The 15,805-nt window shown below is 73.4% G+C and carries 14 protein-coding genes and 1 pseudogene; 9 read left to right on the top strand and 6 right to left on the bottom strand.

Annotated elements, in window-relative coordinates; genetic code table 11:
- The first annotated feature begins 47 nt into the window (after positions 1-47).
- Together ASC99_RS05340 and ASC99_RS05335 are read left to right on the top strand one after the other, a co-directional pair.
- Positions 48-653: a helix-turn-helix domain-containing protein gene (locus tag ASC99_RS05340; RefSeq protein ID WP_057228848.1), complete on the top strand. Its 606-nt coding sequence runs from the start codon at positions 48-50 to the stop codon at positions 651-653.
- Entirely contained in the window at positions 650-1,948 is a 1,299-nt protein-coding gene (locus ASC99_RS05335; protein WP_057228846.1) for an MFS transporter, read from the top strand. The genes ASC99_RS05340 and ASC99_RS05335 overlap by 4 nt, the downstream gene beginning before the upstream one ends.
- Positions 1,949-2,042: 94 nt before the next feature.
- Here ASC99_RS05335 and moaA read toward each other — a convergent pair whose 3' ends face one another.
- The gene (moaA, locus tag ASC99_RS05330; protein ID WP_057228844.1) at positions 2,043-3,038 is read right to left on the bottom strand and encodes a GTP 3',8-cyclase MoaA; all 996 of its coding nucleotides are present in this window, start codon (positions 3,036-3,038) and stop codon (positions 2,043-2,045) included.
- Between the two features lie 130 nt (positions 3,039-3,168).
- Here moaA and ASC99_RS05325 point away from each other — a divergent pair, with 130 nt between their 5' ends.
- From ASC99_RS05325 to ASC99_RS05305, 5 genes are all read left to right on the top strand, one after another.
- A complete protein-coding gene (locus ASC99_RS05325; RefSeq protein WP_057228843.1) occupies positions 3,169-3,813 on the top strand; it encodes an NTP transferase domain-containing protein in 645 nt (214 codons plus the stop codon).
- 89 nt (positions 3,814-3,902) lie between these two features.
- On the top strand, positions 3,903-4,763 hold the full coding sequence (locus ASC99_RS05320; RefSeq protein ID WP_057228842.1) for a hypothetical protein: 861 nt from the start codon (positions 3,903-3,905) through the stop codon (positions 4,761-4,763).
- 151 nt (positions 4,764-4,914) lie between these two features.
- The gene (locus ASC99_RS05315; RefSeq protein ID WP_082598094.1) at positions 4,915-5,700 is read left to right on the top strand and encodes a hypothetical protein; all 786 of its coding nucleotides are present in this window, start codon (positions 4,915-4,917) and stop codon (positions 5,698-5,700) included.
- A gap of 115 nt (positions 5,701-5,815) precedes the next feature.
- On the top strand, positions 5,816-6,625 hold the full coding sequence (locus ASC99_RS05310) for a (2Fe-2S)-binding protein (RefSeq protein WP_057228840.1): 810 nt from the start codon (positions 5,816-5,818) through the stop codon (positions 6,623-6,625).
- Between the two features lie 171 nt (positions 6,626-6,796).
- Positions 6,797-7,840: a DUF2637 domain-containing protein gene (locus ASC99_RS05305; protein ID WP_057228838.1), complete on the top strand. Its 1,044-nt coding sequence runs from the start codon at positions 6,797-6,799 to the stop codon at positions 7,838-7,840.
- Between the two features lie 34 nt (positions 7,841-7,874).
- Here ASC99_RS05305 and ASC99_RS05300 read toward each other — a convergent pair whose 3' ends face one another.
- The 4 genes from ASC99_RS05300 to ASC99_RS05285 all read right to left on the bottom strand — a co-directional run bounded on the left by ASC99_RS05300 (position 7,875) and on the right by ASC99_RS05285 (position 12,596).
- Positions 7,875-10,097, bottom strand: coding sequence for a SpoIIE family protein phosphatase (locus tag ASC99_RS05300; protein ID WP_057228836.1), 2,223 nt, complete (start codon positions 10,095-10,097; stop codon positions 7,875-7,877).
- Between the two features lie 309 nt (positions 10,098-10,406).
- A complete protein-coding gene (locus ASC99_RS05295) occupies positions 10,407-10,808 on the bottom strand; it encodes an ATP-binding protein (protein ID WP_235502448.1) in 402 nt (133 codons plus the stop codon).
- Between the two features lie 285 nt (positions 10,809-11,093).
- Positions 11,094-11,561: a MarR family winged helix-turn-helix transcriptional regulator gene (locus ASC99_RS05290; protein WP_057228834.1), complete on the bottom strand. Its 468-nt coding sequence runs from the start codon at positions 11,559-11,561 to the stop codon at positions 11,094-11,096.
- Positions 11,562-11,630: 69 nt separating this feature from the next.
- Positions 11,631-12,596, bottom strand: coding sequence for a zinc-binding dehydrogenase (locus ASC99_RS05285; protein WP_057228832.1), 966 nt, complete (start codon positions 12,594-12,596; stop codon positions 11,631-11,633).
- Between the two features lie 231 nt (positions 12,597-12,827).
- Between ASC99_RS05285 and ureA the strand changes: the two genes are divergently transcribed.
- Both ureA and ASC99_RS05275 read left to right on the top strand, forming a co-directional pair.
- Positions 12,828-13,538 (top strand): urease subunit gamma, encoded by a 711-nt coding sequence (gene ureA / locus ASC99_RS05280; RefSeq protein WP_057228830.1) that lies wholly within the window; start codon positions 12,828-12,830, stop codon positions 13,536-13,538.
- Between the two features lie 31 nt (positions 13,539-13,569).
- Positions 13,570-15,167 (top strand): annotated as a pseudogene (locus ASC99_RS05275) (urease subunit alpha).
- A gap of 31 nt (positions 15,168-15,198) precedes the next feature.
- Here ASC99_RS05275 and ASC99_RS05270 read toward each other — a convergent pair.
- The gene (locus ASC99_RS05270) at positions 15,199-15,786 is read right to left on the bottom strand and encodes a TetR/AcrR family transcriptional regulator (protein WP_057228827.1); all 588 of its coding nucleotides are present in this window, start codon (positions 15,784-15,786) and stop codon (positions 15,199-15,201) included.
- Between the last annotated feature and the right edge of the window lie 19 nt (positions 15,787-15,805).

Genomic DNA, 15,805 nt, shown 5'->3' with positions numbered 1-15,805 from the left:
TTGCAAAACTACTTCTGCAAACCCTTCGGCCGCCCTAGGCTCCGGTCATGCCCTCCGAAGACGACCATCGCCTGCTCGACCCCACCCAGGATGCGGCCGCACTGAAGGCCCTCACCCACCCCCTGCGGATCCGCCTGCTCGGCCTGCTGCGGCAGGACGGCCCCGCCACCGCGAGCGAACTCGCCGCCAGGACCAGTGAGTCCTCCGCCTCCACCAGCTACCACCTACGGGTCCTGGCCAAGTACGCGTTCGTCGCCGAGGCCGAGCACCGCGACGGGCGGGAGCGCCGCTGGCAGGCCGTGCACGCCCTGACCTCGTGGAGCAACGAGGCGCTGGCCACCACCCCGGACGGCCGGGCCTCCCTCAGCCTGCTCCGCCGGCGCCAGGTCGAGCACCTGGAGACCTCCCTCGCCCGGCACGAACAGGACATCGCCACCGGGCGGCTCGGGCCCGAGTGGGTGGAGCCGTCCGGGATCAGCGACCTGATGCCCCGTCTGACGCCCGAGTCGCTGGCCGAGCTGTGGCAGACCTTCGAGGAGAAGCTCACCGAGCTGACCGCCCGGGACGAGAACGACCCGCGCGCCGCCCAGGTGGTCGTGCTCGCCGCCGGACTGCCGCTGGCCGCGCACGAGCCCACCACGGACCCGGTGTGACCGCGCCGCAGGCCCTCCGTGCCGCCCGCCGCCGCTATCTGACGGTCAGTTTCCTCTGCTGGCTGCCGGTCGGCCTGACCATCGCTCCCCTGGTCCTGCTGCTCACCGAACGGGGCGTCACGCTGCCCGGCGTCGCGGGCCTGGTCGCCGCCTACTCGCTCACCGCCGCCGCGCTCGAACTGCCCACCGGCGGCCTCTCCGACGTCCTCGGCCGCCGCCCCGTGCTCGCCGCCGCCGGGCTGCTGAGCCTGGTCGCGCTCACCCTCCAGGCACTCGGCACCGCACTCTGGCTGCTCGCCCTCGGGGCGGTCCTCAAGGGCGCGGCCCGCGCGCTGTTCAGCGGCCCGGCCGAATCCTGGTACGTCGACACCGTCCAGGCGGTCTCAGGGCCCGACGCGGAGCTGCGCACCGGCCTGGCCAGGGGCAGCTCGGCGGCCTCCGCCGCACTCGCCCTCGGCACGCTGGTCGGCGGCGGCCTGCCCTGGCTGCTCGGGAGCCGGTCCGGCCTCGACCTCGGCGCGGCCACCGCCGGTCTGGTGCTCCCGCTCTCCGTCCCGCTGCTGCTCGGCGCGGCCATCGAGATCGCCTTCGTCTGCTACGTCCTGACCGCCCTGCCCGAGCCCACCCGACCGCCCGTCACCGTACGCGGCCTGCTCCGGGGCGTCCCGGCCACCGTGCTCGCCGGGCTGCGTCTGGGGGCCCGTGACGGCCTGCTCCGCCGGGTGCTGCTGAGCGCCGGAGCCGCCGGGGCCGCGCTGGCCACGGTCGAACTCCTCACCCCGGGCCGGTCCGCCGCCCTGACCGGCCGGCCCGAGTCGGGCGCGGTGCTGCTCGCCGGGCTCGCCTGCGCCGGTTTCGTCTGCTCGGGTCTCGGCAGCCAACTCGCGCCCACGGTCGCCCGGCTGACGGGCAGCGGCGAGCGGGCAGTCCTGGCGAGCCTGGGCACCGGTGCGGTCGGCCTGCTGCTGCTCGGCGCCACCGTGCCGTACGGGGGCCCGGCCGCCCTGCTGCTCGCCGCCACCGGCTACGGCCTGCTCTACCTCGGACTCGGCGCGGCGGGGCCGAACGAGAGCGACCTGCTGCACCGCCGGGTCACCGACACCGGACGCGCCACCGCCCTCTCCGTCCAGTCCCTGTCCCTGCAACTGACCGGCGCCGCAGCCGGGTTGACCGCCGGCGCCCTGCCCGCCGGGTCGCTGCCCTGGCTGCTCGGGGGCGTGGCCCTGCTGGCCGGGGCCCTGCTCTGGTCGGGCCCGGGCAAGCCCGCGCCCACCCCCGAACCCGCCGCCGCCTGACGCTCCGTCGGAGGCGCCCGCAGTTCAGTCGCCGATCGCGGACCTTCGGCCAGCCCCACTGCAACCCACCCCAACCCCCGCCGGAGGCGACCCCTCAGCCCCCGATCGCGGACATCGGCCGGTCCGGCTGGACGAAGTCGGCCGAGTTGATGTCGTGGCCGGGCCCCTTGCGGGCGATGGTGTTGCGCCAGGCCTGCTCGATGGCGGGATCGTCGGCCTCGCCGCGTAGCAGCGCCCGCAGATCCGACTCCTGGGTGGCGAACAGACAGTTCCGCAGCTGCCCGTCGGCCGTCAGCCTGACCCGGTCGCAGCCGCCGCAGAACGGCCGGGTCACCGAGGCGATCACGCCGACCACGGTGTCCGTCCCGGCGATCCGCCACTCCTCGGCCGGGGCGTTGCCGTGCCGGCCGACCGGGATCAGCTCCCAACGCTCCGTCAGGACCGCCAGCAGCTCGTCGGCGGTGATCATCTTGTCCCGCTCCCATGCTCCCTGGGCGTCCAGCGGCATGGACTCGATGAACCGCATCAGGTACCCGTGCTCGGCGGCGAACTCGACCAGGTCGAGGATCTCGTCCTCGTTCACCCCGCGCACCGGCACCGCGTTGATCTTCACCGGCGCCAGCCCGGCGGCCTGGGCGGCGGCCAGCCCCGCGAACACGTCGGCGATCCGGTCCCGCCGGGTGATCTCGGCGTAGCGCTCGGGCCGCAGGGTGTCCAGGCTGACGTTCACCCGGTGCAGCCCGGCGCTCTTCAGGTCGGCCGCCATCCGGGCCAGGCCGATGCCGTTGGTGGTGAGCGAGACCTCGGGGCCGAGGTCGGTCAGCCGGGCGACCAGGCCGGGCAGGCCGCGCCGGAGCAGCGGTTCGCCGCCGGTCAGCCGGATCGACCTGATGCCCAGTCGGGTGACCGCGATCCGGACCAGCCGGACGATCTCGTCGTCGGTGAGCACCTCGGCCTTGGGGAGCCAGTTCAGCCCCTCGGCCGGCATGCAGTACGTGCAGCGCAGGTTGCAGCGGTCGGTGAGCGAGACCCGCAGATCGGTGTGGACCCGGCCGTACCGGTCCACCAGCGGAGGAGGTGCGGTGTACATCTGTTCAGTACAGGTCCCAGCCCCGGGAAGTTCCAGGGGTGGAAGACCCGGCCGCCACCCCGGCAGCACCGACCACCCTTGTGTGATCACACAACTCCCCCGGCGCCGGACCGGGCGGCAGACTGGTCTCATGGCCGCTCTCCCTTACGTTCCAGCCCTGGTGCTCGCCGCAGGCGGCGGGCGGCGGCTCGGCGGCCGGCCGAAGGCGCTGATCGACTACCTGGACCGCCCCCTGCTGGAACACGCCCTGGCCGTGGTCCGGGCCGGCGGCTGCGACACCACGGTCGCGGTGCTGGGCGCGGCCGCCGAGCAGGTACGGGCCACCGCCGACACCGGCGACTGTCTCCTTGTCGACAATCCTGACTGGACCAGCGGTATGGGCTCCTCGCTCCGCGCCGGACTGGCTGCCCTGCCCGCCGGGGCCGACGCCGTCCTGGTGATGCTGGTCGACACCCCCGGCGTCACCCCCGCCGCCGTCGCCCGACTGCTGGCCGCCCACCGGGCCGGCGCCGAACTGGCCGCCGCGGCCTACGACGGCCGGCGCGGGCACCCCGTACTGATCGCCGCCCGGCACTTCGCCGAGGCGGCCGCCGGTGCGGAGGGCGACGCCGGGGCCCGCGCGCTGCTGGCCGTGCACGCCCCTGACGTGCGCCTGGTCGAGTGCGGGGACGTCGCCGTCCCGGACGACCTGGACACTCCGGCGGACCTGGCCCGCTGGACGGACCGTCAGAACGGTCGGTCGTGCGCCCCTGATGTGCCCCTGGTCTCTCCCTGAGGATTGCCGCAAATCGCGGCGACAGCCCGGCGGATCAGCGACGATGGGTACCGACCCCGGTCAGGCGACCAGAACGGACGGTGCAAGTAATGCCCGGAGTGCCGCTGCCCGACGACTTCAACGAGCAAGGGGCCGAGCGGCCTTACGGCGCGACCGAGATCCGCTGCCCGGCCTGCCGCCGCGAGCACCTGTACGAGCCGCCCAGCCTGCCCTGCCCCTGCGGCGCCCAGTTGCGCGTCCCGCTGCTGCGCGGCGGTGTGCCGGTCCAGATCAGGTTCCGGTCCTGGGAGGACTCCTGGCTGAGCATGCGGTGCCCGCACTGCGGGCGCAACGACCAGTGGCCGCAGCCGGAGTTCACCTGCAACTGCGGGGCCACCGTGCGCCTCCCGGTGGACCGCGCACCCCGGCTGCAGAGCACCGGGCCGCTCAGCCCGGGCCAGTCCCGCCGTCCGCAGGAGCAACGGCCGCACATCGCCCGCCCGTTCACCGGCATCGCGTCCGGCGGCGGGCAGACCGTGCCGCCGCAGAGCACCCACTTGCAGCCCGCCGCCTGGCAGCAGCGGCCGCCGTTCCGGCCGCACCCGGTGCGCACCCAGGAGGACGCGGTGCTGACGGCGGCCCGCTACCTCCAGTGGCTCGGCTTTGACGACCTGGAGCTGACGGAGGATCAGGAGAGTTCGGCCGTCACGCTGTTGGGCACTCGAATGGTGGCCCAGGTGGACGCCGCCGGTACGCCGGCCGACGTCAAGACGGTGGAGTGTCTCTGGCTGCAGACCCTGCACACCGAGGAGATCGCCGCCGCACTGTTCACCCTCTCCGGTTTCACCCAGCAGGCCGTGGTCCGGGGCGAACAACTGCTGGTCGCGCTCTTCCGGCTGGACCCGGCGGGCATACCGCAGCCCGCCAACGGCGCCGCCGAGGCCCTGATGGAGACCGGCTGGACGTTCTGATCCGAGCCACCCCGACTGGTCTGGACCACTCGATGAGGAGCGGATGATTCCGGATCATCTCTCGCTCGTGATCTGGTGCACAAGCTCACCCCCGTGTTGAATTGCCGCCACAGCAGCCCGCTCGCTGGACACCGCACACAAGGAGGTGGCGTTGTCGGAGCACGGTACGGCCCTGGGGGGCAGCAAGACGGACGCGGTGTGGCGACTGCGTTCCCGTGGATGTTGGCAGGAGGCCGCTGAACTGCTCCGCCCGGCTGCCGCAGCCGATCCGTCGGCCGCACTCGGCCGAGCCGAACTCCTCATCGAACAGTGCATGTTCACCGCCGCGCACTGGGAGCAGGCCGAACAGGCCCTGCGCCTCGCCGAGGCCGGTGCGACCACGGCCGACCAGCGGGCAGGCGCGACCTGCGCCCGCGGTTTCCTGGCGTACGTCGCCAGCGTGCTCGGCCCACGCGACCGGCTGGACGAGGCCCAGGCCGCACTCGGCCGCACCTCGGCCCTGCTGCCGCCGGACGCGCCCGGGCGGCCGCTGCTCGACTTCCGCCGGGGCCTGGTCGCGGAGAACCTGCTGCACGACCGCACGGCGGCCTGGATCGCGTACCGCCGGGCGCACGAGGGCGCCGACCGGGTCGGGGACCAACTGCTGCGCTCGTACACCTGGCGCCACCTGGCCTCGCTCTCGCTGGCTGCGGGCGAGCTGGAGCGGGCCAGGGAGGGCTTCCGGGCCTCCCTGACGATCCGTGAGGAGCTCGGCTTCACGGTGGGGGTGGCCCCGGCGCTGGCCGCACTGGCCGAGGTGTCGGAGCCGGCCGAGGCGGTCCGGCTGCGCGCGGAGGCGGCCCGGCTGGTGCAGGCGCTCGGCGGCGTACCGGTCTGGCTCGCGCGCCGCCTGAACCCGGTGCCCGCGCCCGCTCTTCCCCCGGACGGCCGCGCCTGACGGGCAGCCGGGAACGGCATCAGATAAGGTGAGCCTAACCTGACCGGGGAGACCCGCAGGTGCACCTTGCCGTCCCCGGGCTCCGTGGAGCTCCGGTCGTCCCGATCGGGCCAGCATGACCGTGAGCAGCACCGGATCCCGTCGGCCCGTCAGCACAGCTCCGCTGCACGGCAGTTACGCCCGCCAGCACGCGGCGTTCCCGAGCCTGCGGATCCGCACCGGGCCGCTGCACAGCGGCCCGGGCTGGGTCGGCGCCGCGGCACTGGTCCGGGACGCGTCGGTGCTCCGGGAGATGGTGGCCTTCGACGCCGGGCTCGGCCTGGCCGAGTACGGGGAGCCGCTCCGTCCGGACGTGGCCGCCGGGTTCTCACTGCACCGGTACGTCTGGCCGGTCACGCTGGCCTTCACGCTGCCCTGGTTCCTGGAGCGCCGGGTGCCCCGGCTGCCGGTGGACCGGGTGGCGATCAACCGCGCCGCCGGTGAACTCCTCGTCCGTCCGGCCGGGTTCGCCTGCCTGCCGGACGATCCGGCGGCCGGCGCCCCCGGCACCCGGGTGGTCCCGGACGAGCCCGCCCTGCGGGCCGAGCTGCTGGCCGCCCTGACCGAACACCTGACGCCGGTGCTGGCCGCCTTCCGCCCGCTGGTGCGGCGCGGTCCGCGCACCCTCTGGGGCATCGCCACCGACGACGTGATCGAAGGACTCTGGTTCCTGGGCGGCCTGCTCGGCGAGGAGGAGCGGGCCGCCGCCGAGGTGTCCGAGCTGCTGCCAGGGCCGAGTGACGCACCGTTCGTCGGCGGGGCGGACTTCCGCCCGGTGGAGTCGGCGACGGCCACCCGGACCAGGACCAGGGTGAGTTGCTGCCTCTTCTACACCGTGCGACCGGAAGAGGTCTGTCCGACCTGTCCGCGCGTCTGCTCGGAATAGACGAGAAAAAGTTCGAATCAGTTCGGTCATTTCATCGGACCGTACGGATAGAACCGGGTCGGAATTCCCTCTCCTCGGTGCATTGACGGCGAATCAGCCAAATGGACGGCACACATCCGCCATAGTGGTGGCTCGCCATCAAAAGGCAGGAAAGCGAGGCTGGTTCCGGCCATGAAACTGTCCGATATTCCACTGGGCTGGGCCGTCACGGGCGTGACCGGTCTGGTGGTGGTCGCCGTCCTGGTGACCTTCCTGCGGACCAGGGCCGCCGCAGCGGCCGCCGGTTCGGGCGACTCCTGGGAGCGCGCCGAGGAGCGCCGCCGCCGCAAGGAGTCGCTGTACGGGGGTGCCTCGTACACCCTGCTGTTCTGCTGCGCCGGAGTCGCGGCCGCACTCTCCTTCCACGGCCTGGTCGGCTTCGGGGTGCAGAACCTCGGGCTGTCCGGCGGCTGGGAGTACCTGGTCCCGTTCGGCCTCGACGGCGCCGCGATGTTCTGCTCGGTGCTCGCCGTCCGGGAGGCCAGCCACGGTGACGCGGCGCTCGGCTCCCGGTTGCTGGTCTGGTTCTTCGCCGGGGCCTCCGCCTGGTTCAACTGGGTGCACGCGCCCCGGGGGTTGGGCCACGCCGGTGCGCCGCAGTTCTTCGCCGGGATGTCGCTCTCGGCGGCGATCCTGTTCGACCGCGCACTGAAGCAGACCCGCAAGGCCGCGCTGCGCGAGCAGGGCCTGGTGCCCCGCCCGCTGCCGCAGATCCGGATCGTCCGCTGGCTGAGGGCACCTCTGGAGACGTACGCCGCCTGGTCGTTGATGCTGCTCGAGGGCGTCCGCAGCCTGGACGAGGCGGTCGAGGAGGTCAGGGACGACAAGCGGCAGGCCGCGCTGGACCGCGAGCGGCAGCGGCTGGCCAGCCGCCGTGAGCGGGCCGAGATCCGGGCGATCGGGCGGCAGCCCGGCGGGCACTGGCGGCCCCGGTCGGCCGAACGACAGCTCGCCGCCGCGCAGTTGGAGGCGGGCAGCTCGGAGCCTGCGATAGCGGGCGAGACCCTGGCCGAGGAGCGGGCTGCCGAGGAGCAGGCGGTCGAGGGCAGGGCCACCCAGCCGGGGCTGCCGGCCCGCCGGAGCGTCGACCTCACACCCGAGGAGGACACCATGACGCTGCCCCGGCTGGACTCGCTGGAGCAGAAGCTGAAGGACCTTGAGCAGCAGTTCGGCTGACACTCTTTCGGGCCCCGTCAGGCTCCCCGGGAAGCTACTCGGCCCGCTCCGGGCAGAGTTCGAACCACATCCGCTTCCCGGTGCCGCGCGGCTCCACACCCCAGCCGTCGGCCAGCGCCTCCACCAGCATCAGCCCGCGCCCGGAGGAGGCCTGCTCCCCCGGCGTCCGCCGGGTCGGCCAGAGGTCGGACTCGTCCTCCACCTCGACCCGCAGCCTGACCCTGGTCCCGTCGCCGTCCGTCTCGCGGTAGAGCCGCGCGGTGAACATCGCGTCCCGGTCGGTGTGCCGGATCGCGTTGGTGACCAGCTCGGAGGCGAGCAGCTCGGCGGTGTCCACCAGCTCACCGACGCCCCAGCGGCGCAGCGCGTCCCGCAGCTCGCCGCGCAGCTCGGAGATCCGGGCCAGGTCGGCCTGGCCGATCCGGCGGCGCAGCTGCTGGGCTGCCAGGCCGCCCGCCGGGCCGTCCCAGCGGAGCAGCAGCAGCGCTATGTCGTCCTCGCGTTCGGTGGAGTCGGCGGCCTGCGAGGCGATCCGGTCGGCCAGCTCCTCCAGCTGGTCGCGCGGGCCCTCGTCCCGGCCTGGCAGCTCCTGGGAGACCGCGGCGCAGAGCCGGGCGAAGCCGGTGTCCAGGTCCATCTCGCGGGACTCGACCAGGCCGTCGGTGCAGAGCACCACCGTCTCGCCCGGATCCAGGCTGAACCGGGTGACCCGGTACTCCTCGTCCGGCGAGACCCCGAGCGGCAGACCGCCGGCCACCGGCACGATGGTGGCGCTGCCGTCGCCGCGCCGCACCACCGGGTCCAGGTGACCGGCCCGGACGGCGTAGACCACGCCGTAGTCGACGTTCACCTCGGCGTAGGTGCAGGTGGCGAAGTGGTCGGTGTCCAGGTCGGCCAGGAAGCGGGAGGCCCGGGCCATCACCGCGGCGGGCGGGTGACCCTCGGCGGCGTACGCGCGCAGCGCGATCCTGAGCTGGCCCATGATGCCCGCCGCGTGCACGTCGTGGCCCTGCACGTCGCCGATCACCAGGCCGACGTGCCCGCCGGGCAGCGGCACCACGTCGTACCAGTCGCCGCCGATCTGCAGGCCCGAACCGGCCGCCAGGTAGCGCACGGCGGTGGTCACACCCGGCACCGAGGGCACCGTGCGGGGCAGCATCACCCGCTGCAGACCGGCCGCCAGCTCGTGCTCGGCGTCGTGCAGCCGGGCCCGGGCCAGGGACTGGGCGACCAGCCCGCCGAGGGTGGAGAGCAGGGTGCGCTCGTCGGCGTCCAGCTCACGGTCGTCGTCGAAGCTGACCAGGCAGACCCCGATCGGCCGCCCGCTGGCGACCAGCGGCAGGAAGGCCCAGGCGCTGCGCACACCCGTCTCGGCCAGCTGCGGGTAGGCCTCGGGGTAGCGCTCGCGGTACTCCTCGCGGCTGGAGATGAAGACCGGCACGCGGTTGCGGATCGCCTCGGAGGCGGGGTGGGCGGGTGAGACGGGAGTGCGGTCGTACGGCCGCAGGTCGACCTCGTGGTACCCGCTGGCGCCGAGGATCTGCAGCCGGCCGGCCTCCAGCGAGCTGAGCACCAGGCCGTCCGGCGGCAGGCCGGGCAGCGGCAGCTCGGTGAAGACCCGGGCCACGTCCCGGACCGTGACGGCCTCGGAGAGCGCTCGGGCGGCCTCCTTGATGAACCGTGAGCGCTCATGACGCAGCTGGGCCATCGCCCCGGCCCGCTCGCGCTTGTGCAGCTCGACGGTGGCGTCCCAGACGAAGCCGACCATCCGGGACGGCCGCCCGAAGGCGTCCGCCAGGACCCGGCCGCGGAACCGCACCGCGTGCAGGTCGCCGCCCGGGAACACCGTCCGGTAGTAGGCACCGCACTGGCCCAGCTCGGTGACCGCCCGCTCGACCCGGCGGCGGACCACCGGTGCGTCCTCGGGGTGCAGCATCGCCAGGAAGGCCCCCGAGCTACGGTCGAACCGGCCGGGCTGCAGGCCGAGGATGGCGCAGGCGCGCTGGTCGCCCTCCAGGCGGTCGTGGCGGATGTCCCAGTCGAAGGAGCCGATGCCGTTGGCGGCCATCGCCGGCTCGAGCCAGTCGGGGGTGGAGTCGCCGGTACGGGTGGGCAGGCCCCGGGAGACGGCGGGGACGATCCGCCCGCCCGCCAGGCCGGCGGCGGACCGGAGCGAACCGGCGGCCGCCGCACTGCGGGTGGACTGGGCCGGTGGGGTACGGCGTGCGGGCCCCTGCGGCTCGGGCTCTGTCGCCATGCTTCTCCTGCCGCTGCCATGGCCACGCCGTCCGGGCGGACTGCGATGGCCGTGTGCTGAGTGGTGGGCGGTGCGTCGGGCGGTGGTGGTCGGTCGAGGCTCGGTTCTCCCCGCCGCCTTCCCGCGCACACATTCTCACTATCCTGCCGAAAGATTACTAGTACCGCCTCACCAGCGCGGATAGGGCGAGGATTCGGCATCGGCTACACCGGACACTGCCAGGTCAGCACATCGGCGCTTCGTGGGCAATGGTCACGGCTCTTTTCGTGACACCACCACGGCCCGCCAAGGCCCGCCACGGCGCCGTGATCAGGCCGCGCCGAGCTCGAACCAGGTGACCTTCCCGTCGCCGCGCAGCTGGACGCCCCAGTCGTCGGCGAGGGCCTCCACCAGCAGCAGCCCGCGGCCGGAGGTGGCGGTCTCGCTCGGTGTCCGACGGCCGGGCAGCCTGGTGGTGGTGTCCTGCACCTCGATCCGCAGCCGCTGCTCCGGGGTGAGCACCGCGTCCAGCACCGCGCCACGCTCGGTGTGCAGCAGCGCGTTGGTGACCAGCTCTGAGGCCAGCAGCTCGGCGGTGTCCGCGAGTTGGGGCACGCCCCAGTGGTTGAGTGCGGCTCGCAGCCGGCGGCGGACGGCGCCCACCGCGATCAGGTCGGCGGGGGCCAGCGCCGCGTGCAGTCTGCGGTGCAGGGCGCAGCCGGGCTCGTGCACCGGCGGCGTCTCCTCCCCGAAGCCCTTGGGCCGAACCTGGTCGCTGCTCGAAGCCGTCCGCTGCCGCGGAAATCTCGCCTGACCGTCCATCACGTACGCCCCCACCCCTCGTTCGGACAGCCGGCCGCCCTGCGTCCCCCGCCGGCGGCCTGTCCCGATACTGACGACCATCCTCATGCCCAGTGGTGGGGCTACGCAACAGTAGGTACCCGGTCACCTGGGGTGAAGTGGAGCTCAGCGGGCCAGAAGTGATCCTTTTCGGGGTCCCCTGGAGGTTTGGTTCGGCTACGGCCGTTGGAGGGCGGAGACCGCGCGGAGCAGCAGAGCACGGAGCTGTTCGCGCTCGGCCGGGTCGAAGGCGGACCAGAGGGCGGCCTCGACCCCGACCGCGCGGGTGTCCGCCTCGGCGACCAGGGCCCGGCCGGTCTCGCTGAGGCGGGACAGCATCACCTTGCCGTGCACCTCGGACTGCTGACGTTCGATCAGGCCCTTGGCCTCCAGGTTCGCCAGCACCCCGGCCATGGTCTGCGGGGTGACGGCGGCTCCCCGGGCCAGCTGGGCCCCCGAGCGGTCGGGGCGGTCGGCGAGCTGGAGCAGCACGGCGTACTGCGGCACGGTCAGCTCCAGCCCGCGCAGTGCCTCCGCCTTTGCCGCCATCATGGCCTGCTCGGCCTGCTTGATGGCCAGCCCGAGGCGGAGCTGAGCGCCCTGGGGCCCGGCCAGCAGCTCGGCGGGGTCGGTGCTGCTGCTCATCGGCCGGGGCCTCTCGTCGGCGGTGCGCGGGGCCGGTCGAGGGCGTGCGCGGGACCGGTCCAGTATGGGTCAGGCGGTGCGCAGCACGTACTTCGCCTCGGCGGTCCGGCTCTCCAGACGGGCGTGTGCCTCGGCGACGCCGTCCCAGCCGATCTCCCGGACGTCGAGGGTGAGGGTGCCGTCGGCGACCAACCGCAGGCCCTCGGCGAGGTGGGCCCGGAACAGGTCGGGGCGGCGGGCCAGCACGCCGCCCAGGTTGTAGCCGGCCAGCGTGAAGCTGTCGTACCAGACCTGGTTGGCGTCCAGGCTGATGTCCTGGTCGGCGGCGTTGCCGATCACCACGTGGCGGCCGAGCACCGCGAGCAGCGCGCGGGCCTGCGTGCGCGGCTCGCCGCCGACCGAGTCGATGATCACGTCGAAGCCGTGGCCGTCCGTCAGCTCGGGCGTACGGTCGGCCAGTTCGGCGTACGCGAACGCGTGCTGGTACCCGTGGGCGGTGGCCCGGGCGGCGCGCTCGGGGGTGCTCGCGGCGCCGACCACCAGGGCGGCGCCGTACTCCGTGGCGAGCCGGCCGAGCAGGCTGCCGAGGCCGCCGGAGGCGCCGAGCACCAGCACCCGGTCGCCCGCCGTGATCCGGGCCGCGCCGCGCAGGGTGCCGACGGCGGTTGCCGCGTTGCAGGCGGTGGCGGCGGCCAGCAGCGGGTCGAGCCCGTCCAGCGGCAGCGTGGTGACGGCGGGGGCGACCACCCGCTCGGCGTTGCCGCCAAACCCGGTCGGGACAGCAACCACGGCCTCGCCGACCTGAAGCCCCGTCACACCCGCCCCGAGGGCGGCGACGGTGCCGGCGACCTCGATCCCGGGGACGGCGGGCAGGCCGATCGGGAACTGGCCCCGCCGGAACATCACGTCGGCGAAGTGCACCCCGGCGTGGCTGACGTCGATGGCGACCTCGCCAGGACCGGGCAGTGGAGCGGGTATGTCGGCGAGCTCCAGGACCTCGGGGCCGCCGGTGCGGGTGTAGCGGACTGCGCGCATGGGTGCGCTCCTCTCGGTGTACGTTGCCATATTTATATCAGGCCCCTGCCATCTCATCGCCACCGAATACACGGTTGCGACACCCGACGCGCCGAACGGACCGGGACGGACAAGGCTGGACATGGCGGCCCGGCCCGGGTTCAATGGCCGGAGATGTTTGAACGACGTTCTAACTTCCGCGTCGAGTTCCGACTTCTGCACTGACCCACCGGCACGAGCGAGCGAGGCACCGTGCGACTGACCCCCACCGAGCGGGATCGGCTGCTGATCTTCACAGCGGCCGAACTGGCCCGCGCCCGGCGTGCGCGGGGCGTACGCCTCAACATCCCGGAAGCCACCGCGCTGATCGCGGACACCGTCTGCGAGGCGGCCCGGGACGGCCGGCGGCTGGCCGAGGCGATCGAGGCCGGGCGCAGCGTGCTGACCGCCGCCGACGTCCTGCCCGGCGTGCCGGACGTGGTGACGGTGGTCCAGGTGGAGGCCGTCTTCGACGACGGCACCCGGCTCGCGGTGATCAACGACCCGTTCCGCGGCGCCGGTTCACTCGGCGACCACGCCCCCGGCGGAGCGCTGCTGGGCAGCGGCGCGGGCTACGACCCGGTCGAGGAGACCCTGCTGCTCCCGGTGCACAACACCTCGGCGGTACCGATCTCGGTCACCTCGCACTTCCACTTCTTCGAGGCCAACCCGCGCCTGGCCTTCGACCGCTCCGCTGCGTACGGCACCCACCTGGCCGTCCCGGCCGGGTCCTCGGTCCGCTTCGACCCGGGCGCCACCGTCGAGGTCGGCCTGGTGCCGATCGGCGGCGACCGGGTCGCGATCGGCTTCGCGGGCCTGGTGGACGGCCCGCTCGACGCGCCCGGCGCACGGGAGGCAGCGCTCACCAAGGCGCGCGCCACCGGCTACCTGACCAGCTTCGACGACGCGGAGCTCGAAACGTGAACACCGCCCGCCCCTTCCGTGAGGTCGCAGCATGAGCGCCATCACCCCGCACGATTACGTCTCCGTCCACGGCCCCCGGGCCGGTGACCGAATCCGCCTCGGCGACAGCGGCCTGATCATCCGGGTCGAGTCCGACTCCCAGGAGCCGGGCGAGGAGTTCCTCGCCGGGTTCGGCAAGACCGCCCGGGACGGCCTGCACCTCAAGGCCGCCGCCGTCCGGGACACCTGTGACGTGGTGATCAGCAACGTGCTGGTGATCGACGCGGTGCTGGGCATCCGGAAGACCTCGATCGGTCTGATCGACGGCCGGATCGCCTCGATCGGACGGGCCGGCAACCCCGACACCCTGCACGGCGTCGACGTGGTCGTCGGCACCGGCACCACGATCGTCTCCGGCGAGGGCCTGATCGCCACCGCGGGTGCCATCGACACCCACGTCCACCTGCTCTCCCCGCGGATCATGGAGGCCTCGCTGGCCTCGGGTGTCACCACGATCATCGGCCAGGAGTTCGGCCCGGTCTGGGGCGTCGGCGTCAACTCGCCGTGGGCGCTGCGGCACGCGTTCAACTCCTTCGACGCGTGGCCGGTCAACATCGGCTTCCTGGGCCGGGGTTCGTCCTCCGACCCCGCGCCGCTGATCGAAGCCCTCGCCGAGGGCGGGGCCTCCGGCTTCAAGGTGCACGAGGACATGGGCGCCCACACCCGGGCGCTGGACACCGCCCTGCGGGTGGCCGAGGAGTACGACGTGCAGGTCGCCCTGCACACCGACGGCCTCAACGAATGCCTCTCCGTCGAGGACACCCTGCGCGTCCTGGACGGCCGCACCATCCACGCCTTCCACATCGAAGGCTGCGGCGGCGGACACGTCCCCAACGTCCTCAAGATGGCCGGTGTCGAGAACGTCATCGGGTCCTCCACCAACCCCACCCTCCCCTTCGGCCGCGACGCCCTCGGCGAGCACTTCGGCATGATCGTCTCCGCCCACGACCTCAAGGTCGACCTCCCCGGCGACGCCGCCATGGCCCGCGACCGCATCCGCGCCGGCACCATGGGCGCCGAAGACGTCCTGCACGACCTCGGCGTCATCGGCATCACCTCCTCCGACGCCCARGGCATGGGCCGGGCCGGCGAAACCGTCCGCCGCACCTTCGCCATGGCYGGCAAGATGAAGCACGAACTCGGCCCGCCCACGAAGTCGGCTCCATCGAAATCGGCAAACTCGCCGACATCGTCCTCTGGCGCCCCGACCACTTCGGCGCCAAACCGCAGTTGATCCTCAAGGCTGGCTTCCCCGCCTACGGCGTCGTCGGCGACCCCAACGCCTCCACCGACCGCTGCGAACCCCTCGTCCTGGGCCCCCAGTTCGGCTCCCACGGCGCCACCGCCGCCGACATCTCCGTCGCCTTCGTCGCCCGAGCGGCGGTGGACAACGGGGACCTGGTGCCGACTCGGCGCCGCCGGGTCGCGGTGCGGGGCACCCGGGGGATCGGCCCCCGCAACATGATCCGGAACGGCCGGATCGGCCAGGTCGACGTCCAGGCCCGCACCGGCTTGGTGTCGCTGGACGGCGAACCGCTCTGCTCCGAGCCCGCCGACTCCGTCTCGCTGAACCGCCTGTACTTCCTCTGACCAGAGGCCGGGCCCGGCGCTGACCGAACTTTCAGCCCGAGTGCACCCGCTGGAGGTTCCGGAGCTCCGCGTCGATCGCCCCGCCGAGCAGTCGGCGGGCGTGGTCGAGCGGGAGCGAGCCGCTGAGCCAGCGGACGCTGAGCCCTTCGAGCAGGGCCGTCAGGCGCTCGGCCGCTGCGGCATGGGCCGGTGCCGTTCCGCTCGGGTGCGCACGGCCGAGCAGGTACGCGATCTCGTGGACCCACGTGTGGGTAGCTCTTGCCAAGTCCTCCCGCAGGTCCGGGTCGAAGACCGCGCTGGCTCTCAACTCGCCCCAGGCGGTGCTGTTCTCGCGCACCTCGGCGGTGTCCTGGAGCTCCAGCAGCAGGATCTGGGCCAGCTCCGCACGGGGGTCGCCGGCCGCATCGGAGCCGGCCGCGGCGGTGTACCGGTCGGCCCGTTCGCCGATGAACTCCAGGGTCTCCCGGAGGATCCCGGCCCGGTCGGTGAAGTGGTAGTAGATCAAGGAGGCCGACACTCCGGCCTCGGCCGCCAGCTCGGCCACGCGCAGCCCGCGTACGCCGCGTCGGCTGATGACCCGCGTGGCGGCCCTGAGTATTTCTGTTCGACGGTCTGACACGGGCGTTCACTCTACCCGC

It is taken from the genome of Kitasatospora sp. Root107 (assembly GCF_001424875.1).
Lineage (GTDB): Bacteria > Actinomycetota > Actinomycetes > Streptomycetales > Streptomycetaceae > Kitasatospora.
Note: the sequence above shows the minus strand (reverse complement) of the source record. Positions and strands in the feature narration are given on the sequence as shown.